Below are 14434 nucleotides of genomic sequence, written 5' to 3'. Positions count from 1 at the left end.
GTGGCGCAAAGCGGCGCGGGCAAGAGCCTGGTAATCCCGGCCAGCTAAGACCGGCCCAGAGCTAAGGCGGGCTCAGAACAGCGTGGGCTGGGACGCCCGGCCTGAACTGTGGTGATGATGCCCCGTCCCCTGTTGCCCCGTCCTGTCGTGCCCTGTCCGATCCTGCGGAATGCTTCCCTCAGGGTAGGCGGCTTCCTCGCCGCGGGGATCGTCGGCCTGGCGATCGTCGACGTCCCGGTGGCTGAATCCGTGGGAGCCGGAAAAGCCATGCCGGGCCTTGAAAAAGCGGACCCTTCCCGCCAGCCAGGTGCGATATTCCTTGGACGCATACGAGCCCGTGCCGTACAGGCTGCGGTAGCGGCCCACGAGTTCCGGATGCCGGGCGGCGATCCACTGCATGAACCATTCCCGGGTGCCGGGCTTCAAATAAAGCGCTCCGGCCGTGACACCGGTTGCACCCGCGGCGGCCAGCGAGGCGAACAGGGAGTCCAGTGCCTCGTCGCTGTCCGAGAGCCACGGCAGGATGGGCATGGCCATCACCCCGCAGGGCAGCCCGGCCTCGCGGAGCCTGGAAACGAGTTTGAGCCGCGCCCGCGGTCCGGGAGTGCCGGGTTCGATGGCCTCGGAAAGCTGCTCATCCGTCATGGCAAGCGAGATCCCGATGCCCACCGGCACCTGTGCCGCAGCCTGCTTCAGGAGCGGGATGTCACGCGCCAGCAACGTTCCCTTCGTCAGGATGGAAAGCGGAGTCCCCGAATCGGCCAGCGCACCGATAATGCCGGGCATCAGCCGGTACCGGCCCTCCGCCCGCTGGTAGGGGTCCGTGTTGGTGCCCAGTGCCACGTGCTGCCGGTTCCATGCGGGCTTGGCCAGCTCCTTGCGGAGCACCTCGGCTGCGTTGATCTTGACCACCACCTGGCTGTCGAAATCCAGCCCGGCGTCGAAGTCCAGATAGGTATGGCTCTTGCGGGCGAAGCAGTAGACGCAGGCGTGGCTGCAGCCCCGGTAGGGGTTCACGGTCCACTCGAACGGCATCCGGGAGCCGGCGGGCACCTTGTTGAGCACCGATTTGGCGGTGACCTCATGAAAGGTGACGCCGGCGAACTCGGGCGTGGACACGGACCGCACGAGGCCGGCCAGGGGCAGCAGCGGTGCAGTCCCGGGCATCTCTTCCGGTGCCGGTTTTAGTGCCTGTGCGTCCCATCTCATGCCCTCCATTCGAAGGTATGTTCGAACTTAAGTCAAGGTACGCCGTCGGCGTTTCACGCAGTCCGGAACTCGTGGTGTGCATCGGGCAGGCCGGAGGCCGCGGACGGGTGGCCGTGGAAAGGGTTGCCAGCAACTGCGATGATGCGCCCATCCCGGACAACGCAGGAAACCAGCCTGTGGACCGGGAGGTGGTGCCGGGCGGGCCTATTTCACCTCGCTGCCGGTCAAGGCAGCCCTGCTGGACGTCGCGCTCGCCGCTGGCAGTATCCACTAGGCGGCGAGCCTTTCCGCCCTCATCCGGTGGGGTGCGGGTCAGCGGCTGCGGGAGCCCAGCCCCCATTCAGCGTCCACTCAACAGCCCCCACTCAACTGTGACACTGGTGCTGACGCCGGATTCCCCGGATTCCACCGCCATGGTGTCGGCGGCGAAGGCCCGCTGCATCCCGCCCACCGGAACGGGCGACGACGGCACGGGGTGCTGCCGCACAGAGACCACCTCACCCAGTTCGGCTGCGGCAAGCCCGGCGAGCTGTGCGGCAGCGGCCCGTGCGTCAGCCCAGGCGGCCTCGCGGGCCAGCGCCATCACGGCTCCGGCGTCGGCAAAGCCGAGCTGAACGCCATCCAGTCGCACGTCGTTGCCGCCTGCCTCCACTGCCGCCGCGATGACGCCCGGGCCGGCAGCGAGATCCCGGAGCCGGACGCTGAGCATGCTGGATGCCACATAGCCCGTGACCTGCTGGCCGCGGCCCTCCTGCCAGACAACGTCGGCCCGGACGTTAAGCCCGGACGTCCTGATATCCCGGCCCGGCACTCCCCGGCTGCGCAGTGCGCCCGTTACGGCAGCGGACGCCTCGCCGGCGGCGGCATAGGCATCCCCGGCGCTGTCGCGCCGGCATTCCACGCCAACGGAGAGCGTCAGCAGGTCCGGTGCGGCCTCGGCGGTTCCGAATCCTGTGACGGTGACGGTCCGGGCTGCCGCGTGGCCGGCGGGGTCACTCATGCCTGCGCCTCCGGTCCACATAGCCGCCAGCCTCGAGGCCGGCATGCCGCTCGAAGGGATTTCCCGACGCCGAATCGCCGTAGCGCACTGCCGACCAGGCAGCGGCCGCGAAATAGAACAGCAGGAAGGGTAGCCCCAGGCACCACGCGTACTGGGTGCTGTGCCGCTCCTCGTGGTCCAGGAGCACACGGCCCGTCAAAGCCGTGTCGGCGTCTGCACGGAAGATGACCACGTTCCCCACGGTGAAGGCACCAGCCACCGGCAGCCGCCAGCGGTAACCGGTGGCGACAATAAGGCCGCGGGGACCCTGGAACGTCCTGGTGCCGGCCAGCCCGGCAAGCACGAGCCCCAAGGGGGTGGAAGCGTTCAGCACGTTTGCTAGTTGCCTGAGGCGCTGTCTTTGCGTCAGGGGGCCTCTCGTTCTGCGGCCTCTCGTCATGAGGCCATGCTAGCCGCGGGCGGCCGAGCAGGACAGGCGCACGACGGGCGCAGGACAGGCAACGGCCCGGCGCTGCCTGACGGGCGCAGGCCCGGCAGATGACAGCCCTTTGACCTAGGCGCCAGGCCCGCTGTCAATTCGCCCGGCGCCGTCAATTAGACTGGGAACAGTGCCTGCCGGCCACCCGCCGGCGAGCCTGCCCTTGTCTTTGGATGGCGTCTTTGGATGACGTCCTTGGATGACTTCATGCAATGACGTGCCAGCGACGGACGCGCTGCCGGGGAAACCGGCGCGGCTGCACCGGCGGCTGGCATCACCCGACTCGTAGCTAAGAACAGTAGATGACTGAAACTTTGCCGGGCGCCGCCGTCCCGAACCCTCTGGATGAAACCGCCATCAACGCCGCCGTGGAGCAGGCCGTCGCCGCCATCGCCGGCGCGTCCACGCTCGATGAACTCAAGGCAGTCCGCCTGGCCCACACCGGTGAGAAGTCGCCGCTCAGCCTCGCCAACCGTGGGATCGGAGGCCTGCCCAAGGAGCAGAAGGCCGCCGCCGGCAAGCTCATGGGCTCATCGCGCGGACGTGTTAACAAGGCGCTCGCGGACCGCACCGCCGAACTCGAAGCGGAGAACGACGCCCGGATCCTGGTTGAGGAGACCGTTGACGTCACGGCAGCCCCGCGCCGCCGCCGGGCCGGAGCCCGCCATCCGCTGTCCACGCTGCAGGACCGCGTTGCGGACATCTTCGTGGGCATGGGCTGGGAAATTGCCGAAGGCCCCGAGGTGGAATCCGAGTGGTTCAACTTCGACGCGCTGAACTTCAAGCCGGACCACCCGGCCCGCGAAATGCAGGACACGTTCTTCGTGGAGCCGCCCGAAGCCCACCTGCTGATGCGCACCCACACGTCCCCGGTGCAGGTCCGGTCCATGCTGGAGCGGGAGCTGCCCATCTACGTGCTGTGCCCGGGCAAAGTGTTCCGCACCGATGAGCTCGATGCCACCCACACCCCCGTGTTCCACCAGTTCGAGGGCCTGGCCATCGACAAGAAGCTCAGCATGGCTGATCTCCGCGGAACCCTGGAGCACTTCGCCCGCCAGATGTTCGGCGACGAAGCCCAGATCCGGCTGCGCCCCAACTACTTCCCGTTCACCGAGCCGTCAGCCGAGCTGGACATCTTCCACCCCGGCGCCAAGGGCGGGCCACGCTGGATCGAATGGGGCGGCTGCGGCATGGTCAACCCCAACGTCCTGCGGGCCGCGGGCATCGATCCCGACGTCTATTCAGGCTTTGCCTTCGGCATGGGCATCGAGCGGACGCTGATGTTCCGCAACGAGGTCGGCGACATGCGCGACATGATCGAAGGCGATGTACGTTTCAGCGAGCACTTCGGGATGGAGATCTAACAGTGCGTATCCCACTTTCCTGGCTGCGTGAGTTCGCGCAGATACCGGCCGGAGCCACGGCCGAAGACGTCATGGCGGACCTCGTCAAGGTCGGCTTTGAAGAGGAAGCGGTCCACCGCCCCACGGACGCCCTGCGCGGACCCGTCGTGGTGGGCCAGGTCCTGAGCCTGGTCAAGGAACCGCAGTCGAACGGCAAGACCATCAACTGGTGCCAGGTCCGCGTCGTCCCCGAGGGGCAGGAGCAGACCCTCACCGGCAAGGGCATCGATCCCTCCGGCGTTCAGGGCATCGTCTGCGGCGCCCACAACTTTGTGGAGGGCGACAAAGTTGTGGTCACCCTGCCCGGCGCCGTGCTGCCCGGCGACTTCCACATCTCGGCACGGAAGACCTACGGGCACATGTCTGCGGGCATGATCGCCTCCGTCCGCGAGCTGGGTATCGGCGAGGACCACGACGGCATTCTGGTGCTGTCCCGGATCGGCCTGGACCCGGAGATCGGGACCGACGCCATGGAACTGCTGGGCCTCTACGACCAGGCCGCCGAAATCAACGTGACCCCGGACCGCGGCTATGCGTTCTCGATCCGCGGCGTGGCACGCGAATACGCCCACGCCACCGGCACGGAATTCACCGATCCGGCGTCGAAGGTCAACGCGCCGGCTGTCCTCTCCGGCGGTTACGGCGTCAAGATCAACGACGACGCGCCGATCTACGGCAAGCCCGGCTGCGACCGCTTTGTGGCGCGCACCGTCCGCGGGGTGGACGCCACCAGGCCGACGCCGCCGTGGATGAGTTCCCGACTGAGGCTGGCCGGCATCCGGTCCATCTCCCTGCCGGTGGACATCTCGAACTACGTGATGCTCGAACTCGGCCAGCCGCTGCACTTTTACGACCAGGACAAGCTGTCCGGCGACATCGTGGTGCGCCGGGCCGTGGCGGGGGAGAAGCTGACAACCCTCGACGGCAAGGAGCGCTCGCTTGACCCCGAGGACCTGCTGATCACCGACGCCTCCGGTGCCATCGGCGTCGCCGGTGTCATGGGCGGCGCGTCCACCGAGGTCTCCGACGCCACCACGGCGGTCCTGATCGAGGCAGCCCACTTCGAGGAAGTTTCCATTGCCCGCTCGCGGCGGCGCCACAAGCTCCCGTCCGAAGCCTCCAAGCGTTTTGAGCGCGGCGTGGACTGGCAGGTCGCCAACATCGCGGCCCAGCGTGCCGTCGATCTTCTCGTGGAACTGGCCGGCGGAACCGCCGATGAGGCCGGCACCGACGTCGGAACCGCGCCGGATCCGGTGACCATCGTGCTGCCCGCGGAATTCCCCGCCGCCCGGATCGGTATCGACTTCACCGAAGATCAGATCGTCACCTCCCTCGAGGACCTCGGCGCCGTCCTCGAAAAGACCGGCGCCGGCTGGACCGTCACTGCGCCGAGCTGGCGGAACGACCTGGAAACCAAGGAGGACCTCTCCGAGGAGGTCGCCCGCCTGGTGGGCTACGACCAGATCCCCGCGACCCTGCCGGTGGCGCCCCCCGGCCGCGGCCTGACCCGCGTGCAGCAGCAGCGCCGCCGCCTGGTCCAGGCTCTGGCAGACGCCGGCCTGACCGAGGTCCTGGCCTACCCCTTCGTGTCGAAGGCTGCCAACGACACGTTCGGCGTGGCCGAGGAGGGTGCACCCCGGACTGCAGTCAAGCTTGCCAACCCGATCAGCGAAGAGCACGGATACCTGCGCACTTCGGTGCTGCCGGGCCTGCTGGAGATCGCCAAGCGCAACCACTCCCGCGGTTTCCGCGATCTCGCCGTATTCGAAGCCGGCATGGTGTTCCTGCCCGGTGACACCCTGGGCACTCCGTCCATTCCTCCGCTGGGCGTCAAGCCAAGCGATGAGGTGCTGGACGCCCTGTACGACGGCGTTCCGGACCAGCCGCTGCACATCGCCGCCGTCCTGACCGGTCATGATTCACCCGCCGCCGCCGGCCACGCCCCGCGGCTGTGGGACTGGGCAGACGCCCTGGACATCGCCCGCCTGGCCGGTGACGTCCTTGGTGTGGAGCTGGTGGTCACCCAGGGCCGGCACCAGGCCTTCCATCCGGGCCGTGCCGCGCAGCTGTCGCTGCGCTCCGGCGAGGTCGTGGGATACGCCGGCGAGCTGCACCCGAAGCTGCTGGCTGCGCACGACATGCCGGCGCGCTCTGCCGCGCTGGAACTTAATGCGGATGCCCTCTTCGAGGCGGCGGCCGACGTCGTGGTGGCCCGCCACATCTCCACCTTCCCGGTAGCCACGCAGGACGTGGCCCTCGTGGTGCCGCAGGACGTCCCCGCCGACGACGTGCTGGCAGCGCTGCGTGAAGGCGCCGGTCAACTGCTCGAGGACGTCGCCCTTTTCGACGTCTACGCAGGGAAGGGGATCGAGGAAGGCAAGAAGTCCCTCGCCTTCGGCCTGCGGTTCCGCGCAACCGACCGGACACTGACGGCCGACGAGGCGTCGGAGGCGCGGGAGCGCGCCGTCGCCACCGCGGCCGAGCGGTTTGGCGCCGTCCAGCGCTAGCCGGCCATAAAGAAAGACCACGCCATGTGGCGTGGTCTTTCTTTATGCCGGAAAACAGAATTCCGCAGACAATTCACGGCAGCGCTGGCAGGGCTTCTTCGTAGAGCCAGGGGTGTAGCACCGATTCCGAGTCCAGTCCCGTGACACGGTCCGCGGTGAGGATAAAATCGGGCGTCGACACGGAACTGTGGGCATGGGTGCTGGTCCACTCCTGCAGCAGCGCGAAAAAGGCCAGGTCGCCGCAGCGGCGGCGCAGCGCGTGCAGGGCAAGTGCTCCGCGTTTGTAGACCCGGTCGTCGAACATCAGCTCGGGTCCGGGATCACCCACCAGAAGGTCCTGAGCGCCAGCATCTAGCCGCTGCCAGGCAGCCAGGGCCCGCGCGTGGGTGGGCATCACGCCGGCCTCCTCGGACCAGATCCACTCCGCATAACAGGCGAACCCCTCGTGCAGCCAGATGTCGCTCCACATACCCAGCGTCAGCGAGTTCCCGAACCACTGGTGGGCCAGTTCGTGGGCGATCAGGCGCTGTGATTCCCACCCCGTATCGAGGTGGTTGCGGCCCAGAATGGACAGCGACTGGGCCTCGAGCGGAATTTCCAGCGCATCGGCGGTGACCACCACCGTGTATTCCGGGAAGGGATACGGGCCGAAGCGGCTCACAAAGGTGCTCATCATGGTTTCCTGCCGGGCCAGCGCCGTCTCCGCCCGGGCCACCAGATGCGCCGGAGCCGCAACGAACTGGGGCACGCCGGCCGAGTCCGGCAGGCTCACCAGCCCATACCGGCCGATCTGGATGGTCGCCAGATACGTCGCCATCGGCTCACGCTGCTCATAGACCCAGGTCTGGCGGCTTGACCTCACGGCCTGCCCCACGAGGAGCCCGTTGCACACGGCGCGGTAGCCGGCGTCAGTGGTAACGGTGATGCGGTAGCTGGCCTTGTTCCGCGGGTGGTCGTTGCAGGGGAACCAGGATGGCGCCCCGTTGGGCTGGCCGGCCACCAGAACGCCGTCGGCGAGCTCCTCCCAGCCCACCTCACCCCACAGCCCCCGCCGCGGCTGCGGATTGCCGTCGTAGCGGATCTCCAGGCTGAATTCGGAGCCCGCCTCGAGGGGTTGTTCGCAGTGCACTACGAGCTGTTCCGCCCGCTGCGTGAACTTCCGTACGCGGACCCCGTTCAGGTGGATTTTCAGGGCACGGAGGCCGGTCATATCGAGTACGACGGCGGACGTGCGGCGTGCCGCCACCGCGGCCAGTACGGCACGGCCGGTCAGCCGGTTGCTGGCGAGCCTGTAGTCCAGCTCCAGGTCATAGTGCAGGACCCGGTAGGCATCCGTTCCGTGTCCCGGGACGTAGGGGTCGCCGGTGGCCTTGGCGCCGGCGGAGAGGACAGCGGCCGGGCCGGGCAATTCTCCGGAGCTCATTCTGCGTGTGACTTCCTTAACTGTGGTGGGGCCGCTCCCGGCGGTATTTCATGCCATGCGGTGTTCAAGTCAGGCGGCGCTTATTTCAGGCGGGGTGCGGGAACGGCGGGCCCGGTCCACGGGCTGACCGGATTGCCCATCCAGTACGTCCCGGCCGGAACGGTCTCGCCGCGCATCACCAGGGACGCCGGGCCAACGGTCCCGCCCTTGCCAATCCTCGCCTGCGGCAGAATCACGCCGTGCGGGCCCATCGTCGCCCCGTCTCCGAGACTAACAGTGTCGATGCTCATGATGCGGTCGTGGAAGAGGTGGGTCTGGACGACGCAGCCGCGGTTGACCGTGGAGCTGGCGCCGAGGGTCACGAGGTCTGCCTCGGGAAGCCAATAACTTTCACACCATGTTCCCCGGCCGATTTTGGCACCAAGGGCACGCAGCCACCAGACGAGGGCCGGGGTGCCGCTGGCGGACCGGGCGAACCACGGGGCACTCACCATTTCGATGAAGGTGTCCACCACCTCGTTGCGCCAGATGAAGGAGCTCCACAAGGGGTGTTCGCCCGTCCTGATCCTGCCCACGAGCAACCACTTGGCCGCGACGGAGAAGCCTGCCGCCACCCCGCCCGCCAGCAGCAGGACCACGCCTCCGAGGGCCGCTGCCGCACCGTAGCCGAGGGCGCTGGCGAGCCAGTCGAAGACGAGCAGCACGCCAAGGGCCAGGCCCACCGTCAGGGCCACCGGCACGAACCGGCACAGTTCCCAGAGGCTCCTGGCCACCTTGAGCCTGGCCGGGGGCCGGAAAGTGCGGGTGCTGTCGGAGGCCACCGCCGTACGCCGCAGCCTGACCGGAGGGCTGCCCAGCCAGGACGTGCCGGACTTGGCCTTGCCTGGCGTCGCCGAGAGGACTGCGACCAGGGAGTTCTTTGGCACGCTGCGCCCGGCGGCGGTCATCCCGGAGTTGCCAAGGAAGGAGCGCTTTCCGATTTTCGCCGGTGCGATGTGCATCCATCCGCCGCCGAGCTCGTACGAAGCCACCATGGTGTCGTCGGCGAGGAACGCGCCCTCGCCGACCGTGGTCATGCGCGGCAGCAGCAGGACGGTGGAGGCCTCAACATTCTTTCCGACCTTCGCCCCCAGCAGCCTCAGCCAGACCGGCGTGAACAGGCTGGCGTATATCGGGAACAGGAGGTCCCGTGCCATGTCCAGCACCCGCTCGGTGGCCCAGACCTGCCAGCCGACGCGGCTGCGGACCCGGTAGTAACCCTCCTTCAGGCCGACGCCCAGGAGCCTGGTGGTGACCAGGATCAGCAGCATATTGCTGAGGAACCAGGTCAAAGCTGCGAGCGGGAGCGACGCCAGCACCTGCGGCAGGGCATGGAGCAGCGAGTCGTTTCCCCTGATAAACAGGAAGACCACCAGGGCTGCGGCCACGGCCGAAGCGTAGGGAATCAGGGCGAGGACAGCGGACGCGGCAGCGAAGGCCGTGAACCAGAGGTGCCCCAGAACGGAACTGACCGGCTGGCCCGCGGGCCAGTCCTGCTTGGCTTTGCCCCGCCGTTCTGCCGGGGACCCGGCGACCAACTGGCCGGCCTTGACTTTGCCCAGCACGGCGGAGCCCGGTTCCACCTGGCCGCCGGCGCCGATGCTGGCCCCGGGCATCAGGGTGCTGCGGGCGCCTACAGTGGCGTCCGCCCCGACGTGGACGTGGCCGATCCGGACGATGTCACCGTCGATCCACCACCCGGACAGATCCACCTCGGGTTCGATGTTGCAGCCGCGGCCGAGGGTGAGGAAGCCGGTCACCGGGGGAAGGGAGTGCAAATGGATATTGCTTCCGATCCTGGCGCCGAGGGCCCTGGCGTAGTACGGCACCCAAGGTGCGCTGGCGAGGCTGACGGCGCCGGCCAGGTCCTGGATCTGTTCGGCCAGCCAGAGGCGTAAATGCACCTTGCCTGCGCGCGGGTAGGTCCCGGGCTGCACGTTGCGAAGCAGGAGGCGGGCGGCGGCAACAGAGATGGCCATCCGTCCGGGCGGGCTGACAAAGACCGGCCAGGACACTGCCACCCACCACCACGACACGGTGGGTGCGGCGGTGAACCCGGCGAACGTGAACAGGACGTTGTTGGCGGCCATCAGATAGGTCAGCCAGCGCATGCCCGCCAGAATGTGCAGCGGTATGCCCATGAGGGTCTGGAAGACCTGCGACTTCAGGGCCGTGGGGCGGACCGGCCGTTCCGGGGCCGGGCCGGCGGAGACGCCGTCGGGCAGGGATTGGCGGGCCACCTCTATCAGCGCGCCGATCCGCGGGGTGGCGTAGATATCGGCCACGGTGATGGTGGGGTAGCGGACCCGGAGCGCGGAGACGAGCTGCGCCGCGGCCAGCGACCCGCCGCCGTGGGCAAAGAAGTCCGCGTCGAGGCCGGCGACGCTGCTGCCAAGGACTGCCTGCCACCGGTCAACGATCCACTGGGCATCCTCGGGCACGTTCAGCGGCGCGGCGTCCGCGGCCGCCGCGCCGGCACCCGGCAGGGGCCATGGCAGCGCATGCCGGTCGACTTTGCCGCTGGTCTTGGTGGGCAGCGTGTCGACGACGGTCAGCATCGGGATGAGGGGAGCGGGCAGCGTGGCGGACAGCAGCTCGCGGAGCGCGGCCAGGTCCGGTGCGGTGTCCGTGCCGCCGGCGGCAGCCAGGTAGCCCACGAGGACCTGGTTGCCGGCCGCCGTCGTGCGTACGGCAGCAGCGGCGCCCGCAATGCCCGGCAGTGACTGCAGGGCAGCGTCGATCTCACCGAGTTCGATCCGGCGGCCGCCAAGCTTGACCTGCTCGTCGGCGCGGCCCATGAAGATCAGGCCGGCGTGCTCGAACCGGACCAGGTCGCCGGAGCGGTAGGCGCGCCCCCACCCGAGCGAGGGCATGGGGGCGTACTTCTCCGCATCCTTCTGCGGATCGAGGTAGCGGGCCAGCCCCACGCCGCCGATGATGAGCTCCCCGACTTCGCCCTCGGCCACCGGGACGCCGCCGGAGTCGACCACCGCCAGGTCCCAACCGTCCAGCGGGAGCCCAATCCTGACCGGGCCTGTACCGCCCAGGGGAGCCGCGCAGGCCACGACCGTTGCCTCGGTGGGTCCGTAGGTGTTCCACACCTCACGGCCGTCCACGGCCAGGCGTTCGGCCAGCTCCGGCGGGCAGGCCTCGCCGCCGAAGATCAGCAGCCGGACGTTCTCGAGGGCCTCGGCCGGCCACAGTGCCGCAAGGGTGGGAACGGTGGAGACCACCGTGATGCCGTGGTTGATCAGCCACGGCCCCAGGTCCATGCCGGTGCGGACCAGGGCCCGCGGGGCAGGCACGAGGCAGGCGCCATGGCGCCAGGCCAGCCACATCTCCTCGCAGGACGCGTCGAAGGCCACCGAAAGTCCCGCGAGCACACGGTCCTGCGGGCCGACCGGATCCTCCTGCAGGAAAATGCGGGCTTCCGCGTCGACGAACGCGGCCGACGAGCGGTGCTGCACCGCCACGCCCTTGGGCGTCCCGGTGGAACCGGACGTGAAGATGACCCAGGCATCGTCGTCGGGGGTGGCCGGGCGCGGAGCCGGGAAGGGGACGGGCCGCTTGTGGTCCGTGACGATCACGCCGTCGGCCCGCAGGATGCCGGCCACCCGCGCTTCAGTGAACACCAGCCTGGCCCGTTCGTCCGGATCGTCCGCGTCCACGGGGACGTAGGCGGCGCCGATCAGCAGGATCGCAAGGATCGCAATGTAGAGCTCGTTGGTGCCCGAGGGAATCCGCACCCCGACTTTGTCTCCCGCTCCGAGGCCGGCCTGGTGGAGCCGCCGGCCCTCGGCCTTGACCTCCGCCAGGAGCTGGGCGTAGCTCAGGGAGCGGCGGCCGTCGTCGAGCGCGGAAGCATCGGGAAAGCGCGCGGCGGTGCCGGTGAGGATGTCCACCAGGGTCCGCTCCGGCGGGGCGGCGGCAGCGCCCGGGAGTTGCACCGGGTACAGCACTGCCGCCTGTCCGCCGACGGAGGGAACGGCGGTGTCCATGGTGTCCGGGAGTGGGTCAGTCACGGCTGAATTCTTTCCCGGCAAGATGAATGGAAGGTGACATCGTTTCCTTCGTGTTCATCCGAGGCTGTTTTTGCTACGGAACCAGCAGAACCTTGCCGGTGGTGCGCCGGCCCTCGAGATCCTCGTGTGCCTGGCGGGCCTCAGCCAACGGGTAGCTGGCGCCGATGCGGACCTTGAGGTTTCCGCTGGCGGCGGCAGCGAAAATCTCCCCGGACCGCCAATGGCGTTCCTGTTCGTTGAGAAGGAAGTGCGCAAGGGACGGGCGGGTCAGCGTCAGCGAGCCGCCGGCATTCAGCCGCTGGGGGTCCACGGGAGCAACGGCGCCGGAGGCTGCTCCAAACAGGACGAGCGATCCGCGCGTGCGCAGGCAGGACATGGACCCGTCAAAGGTGTTCCGGCCGACGCCGTCATACACGACGTCCACGCCTTTGCCTCCGGTCAGCTCGCGGACGTGGTGGGGAAACCCCTGATAGCGCAGCACGTGATCGGCTCCGGCTTCCCGGGCAAGTTCCTCCTTGGCATCGGAGGACACCGTGGTGATGACCCGTGCCCCCCGCTCCTTCAGCAGCTGGGTCAGCAGCAGGCCAACGCCGCCTGCGCCCGCATGCGTCAGCACCGTGTGGCCCGGCTCCACCCGGAATGACGAATTGATGAGGTAGTGCGCCGTCATGCCCTGAAGCGGGAGGGCGGCTGCCGTCTGGTCATCCAGGCCGTCAGGCACCGGAAGGGCCTTCGCTGCATCCAGCACCGTGTAGCCGGCATAGCATTTGGAACCTTCGGCCGTGGCGACCCTGCTGCCGACTGCGAAGTTCTCAACGCCTTCACCCACTTCCTCAACGGTGCCGGCGGCCTCGGAGCCCGGGGTGAAGGGAAAAGGCACTTGGTACATGCCGCCGCGCTGGTAGGTGTCGATGAAGTTCACGCCGGCCGCTGCCACTTTGATGAGCAGCTGGCCGGGGCCGGGGACGGGACGGTCGATCTCCGTGAAGTCCAGAACCTCGGGTCCGCCTGCCTGCCGGGCGACGATGGCGTGCGTCATGGAATTCTCCTTTTCCGGGCCGGGACCTCCGGCACCCTTCCTCCCCTCATCCTAGGGACCGGGGCGGTGCAGGCGAAGTCGGGGCGGCCGCTTAGTAGCGGCGGGAGACCGTTGCCATGGGGCATTCGAAGTGGCGTCCGGCAGCGAGCCCCACCTCATTGAGATACCTGACGATGATTCCGAACGACGCCGCCAGAGTGGTCTCCGTGAAGGGAATCCCGTGTTTTTCGCAGTGCTGGCGCACCAGCGCGGTTGCCTTGTGCAGCTGGGGCCGGGCCATGTCGGGGAAGAGGTGGTGCTCCACTTGGCGGTTCAGGCCGCCGAGCAGGATATCCATGAACCGGCCGCCGGAAATGTTGCGTGATGTCAGGACCTGGCGGCTGAGGAAGTCGACGCGGCTGTCAGCCGGAAGGACCGGCATGCCCTTGTGGTTGGGCGCGAAGGACGCACCCATGTAGAACCCGAAAACAGCGAGCTGCACGCCGATGAAGGCGGCAGCCATGCCCAGCGGCAGGAAGGAAAACGCCAGCACAGGAAGGATGCTGAGGCGGGCCAGCAGGATGGGCAGTTCCACCCAGCGGTGCGTGACCTTGGCGCGCCGGAAAATGAAGCGGACCGAATCTATCTGCAGGCCGAGACCCACAAGGAAGAGCAGGGGGAAGAAAAGCCAGCCCTGCTTGCGCGTGAGCAGGGCCAGCCGGCCCTGCCGTGCGGCCGCGGCTTCCGGGTGGAAGACGATGGCACCCGGGGCGATGTCCGGGTCCTTGGAGATGACGTTGGGGTGGTTGTGGTGTGCCCCGTGTTTCTGTTCCCACCACGAGTAGCTGACGCCGGCCACGGATGTTGCCAGGATCCGTGCTGACCAGTCGTTGGCGCGCCGGGAGGCGAATATCTGGCGGTGGCCGGCCTCATGGGCCAGGAAGCTCAGCTGCGTGCAGATGATGCCGAGCGCTGCGGCGATGAGGAGCTGGAACCAGCTCTGGCCGATCAGCGCGAAACCGAACCAGGCCGCCGCCATGAGGACAGCCAGCGTGGCGAAGACGGTGATGTAGAAGCCCTGGCGCCGCTCCAGGAGTCCGGCTGCGCGCACGGACTTGAGCAGGTCGGAGTAGCTCTGTGTGACAGGGTTGGCCTGGCGGACCCTGCTGGGCTTGCTGATCCGGGGCTGCGGGCGCTCGGAAGTGATGGTGGACGTCATGAACGGCGTGCCTCGTAACTGTTACGGGCAACGCTGCGGCCGACATTCGGCGCGCACGGTCTGGATCACCCTTTGTTAATCATACGGTGGCTAAGCATCGCGGCGGACCGGCTCAC

At 68.2% G+C, this 14434-nt stretch carries 9 protein-coding genes and 1 pseudogene; 3 read left to right on the top strand and 7 right to left on the bottom strand.

What is annotated here, in order from left to right; all coding sequences use genetic code 11:
- Nucleotides 1–72: 72 nt before the first annotated feature.
- Nucleotides 73–1209 (bottom strand): Rv2578c family radical SAM protein, encoded by a 1137-nt coding sequence (locus tag ARGLB_RS02910; RefSeq protein ID WP_043417776.1) that lies wholly within the window; start codon nt 1207–1209, stop codon nt 73–75.
- Between the two features lie 17 nt (nt 1210–1226).
- Here ARGLB_RS02910 and ARGLB_RS24350 point away from each other — a divergent pair.
- Nucleotides 1227–1358 (top strand): annotated as a pseudogene (locus ARGLB_RS24350) (pyroglutamyl-peptidase I family protein); the annotation flags it as partial.
- Nucleotides 1359–1549: 191 nt separating this feature from the next.
- On the opposite strand, the gene ARGLB_RS02905 reads toward ARGLB_RS24350, so the two are convergent.
- Nucleotides 1550–2209, bottom strand: coding sequence for an SIMPL domain-containing protein (locus ARGLB_RS02905; RefSeq protein ID WP_003798705.1), 660 nt, complete (start codon nt 2207–2209; stop codon nt 1550–1552).
- Nucleotides 2202–2582: a hypothetical protein gene (locus tag ARGLB_RS02900; RefSeq protein WP_003798702.1), complete on the bottom strand. Its 381-nt coding sequence runs from the start codon at nt 2580–2582 to the stop codon at nt 2202–2204. The genes ARGLB_RS02905 and ARGLB_RS02900 overlap by 8 nt, the downstream gene beginning before the upstream one ends.
- Before the next feature lie 407 nt (nt 2583–2989).
- Here ARGLB_RS02900 and pheS point away from each other — a divergent pair, with 407 nt between their 5' ends.
- Both pheS and pheT read left to right on the top strand, forming a co-directional pair.
- Complete coding sequence (pheS, locus tag ARGLB_RS02895; RefSeq protein WP_003798700.1) at nt 2990–4051, top strand: phenylalanine--tRNA ligase subunit alpha; 1062 nt, start codon at nt 2990–2992, stop codon at nt 4049–4051.
- A gap of 2 nt (nt 4052–4053) precedes the next feature.
- The gene (gene pheT / locus ARGLB_RS02890; protein WP_003798698.1) at nt 4054–6597 is read left to right on the top strand and encodes a phenylalanine--tRNA ligase subunit beta; all 2544 of its coding nucleotides are present in this window, start codon (nt 4054–4056) and stop codon (nt 6595–6597) included.
- 73 nt (nt 6598–6670) lie between these two features.
- On the opposite strand, the gene ARGLB_RS02885 is transcribed toward pheT, so the two are convergent.
- The 4 genes from ARGLB_RS02885 to ARGLB_RS02870 all read right to left on the bottom strand — a co-directional run bounded on the left by ARGLB_RS02885 (nt 6671) and on the right by ARGLB_RS02870 (nt 14318).
- Nucleotides 6671–8020, bottom strand: a complete 1350-nt coding sequence (locus ARGLB_RS02885; protein ID WP_003798696.1) for a M1 family metallopeptidase — start codon at nt 8018–8020, stop codon at nt 6671–6673.
- Between the two features lie 80 nt (nt 8021–8100).
- Complete coding sequence (locus tag ARGLB_RS02880) at nt 8101–12057, bottom strand: Pls/PosA family non-ribosomal peptide synthetase (RefSeq protein WP_175304950.1); 3957 nt, start codon at nt 12055–12057, stop codon at nt 8101–8103.
- Between the two features lie 97 nt (nt 12058–12154).
- On the bottom strand, nt 12155–13120 hold the full coding sequence (locus tag ARGLB_RS02875) for a quinone oxidoreductase family protein (protein ID WP_003798692.1): 966 nt from the start codon (nt 13118–13120) through the stop codon (nt 12155–12157).
- A 91-nt stretch (nt 13121–13211) separates the two neighbouring features.
- Nucleotides 13212–14318 (bottom strand): fatty acid desaturase family protein, encoded by a 1107-nt coding sequence (locus tag ARGLB_RS02870; RefSeq protein WP_003798690.1) that lies wholly within the window; start codon nt 14316–14318, stop codon nt 13212–13214.
- Nucleotides 14319–14434: the final 116 nt, after the last annotated feature.

The sequence above is a fragment of the Arthrobacter globiformis NBRC 12137 genome, assembly GCF_000238915.1.
Lineage (GTDB): Bacteria > Actinomycetota > Actinomycetes > Actinomycetales > Micrococcaceae > Arthrobacter > Arthrobacter globiformis.
This window is presented reverse-complemented; position numbering and strand designations above follow the sequence as displayed.

Coding starts and splice junctions, on each gene's coding strand:
- ARGLB_RS02870 (WP_003798690.1), bottom strand. CDS start 14,318: ATGACGTCCACCATCACTTCCGAGCGCCCGCAGCCCCGGATCAGCAAG.
- ARGLB_RS02880 (WP_175304950.1), bottom strand. CDS start 12,057: ATGGACACCGCCGTTCCCTCCGTCGGCGGACAGGCGGCAGTGCTGTAC.
- ARGLB_RS02885 (WP_003798696.1), bottom strand. CDS start 8,020: ATGAGCTCCGGAGAATTGCCCGGCCCGGCCGCTGTCCTCTCCGCCGGC.
- ARGLB_RS02910 (WP_043417776.1), bottom strand. CDS start 1,209: ATGAGATGGGACGCACAGGCACTAAAACCGGCACCGGAAGAGATGCCC.
- ARGLB_RS02875 (WP_003798692.1), bottom strand. CDS start 13,120: ATGACGCACGCCATCGTCGCCCGGCAGGCAGGCGGACCCGAGGTTCTG.
- ARGLB_RS02905 (WP_003798705.1), bottom strand. CDS start 2,209: ATGAGTGACCCCGCCGGCCACGCGGCAGCCCGGACCGTCACCGTCACA.
- pheS (WP_003798700.1), top strand. CDS start 2,990: ATGACTGAAACTTTGCCGGGCGCCGCCGTCCCGAACCCTCTGGATGAA.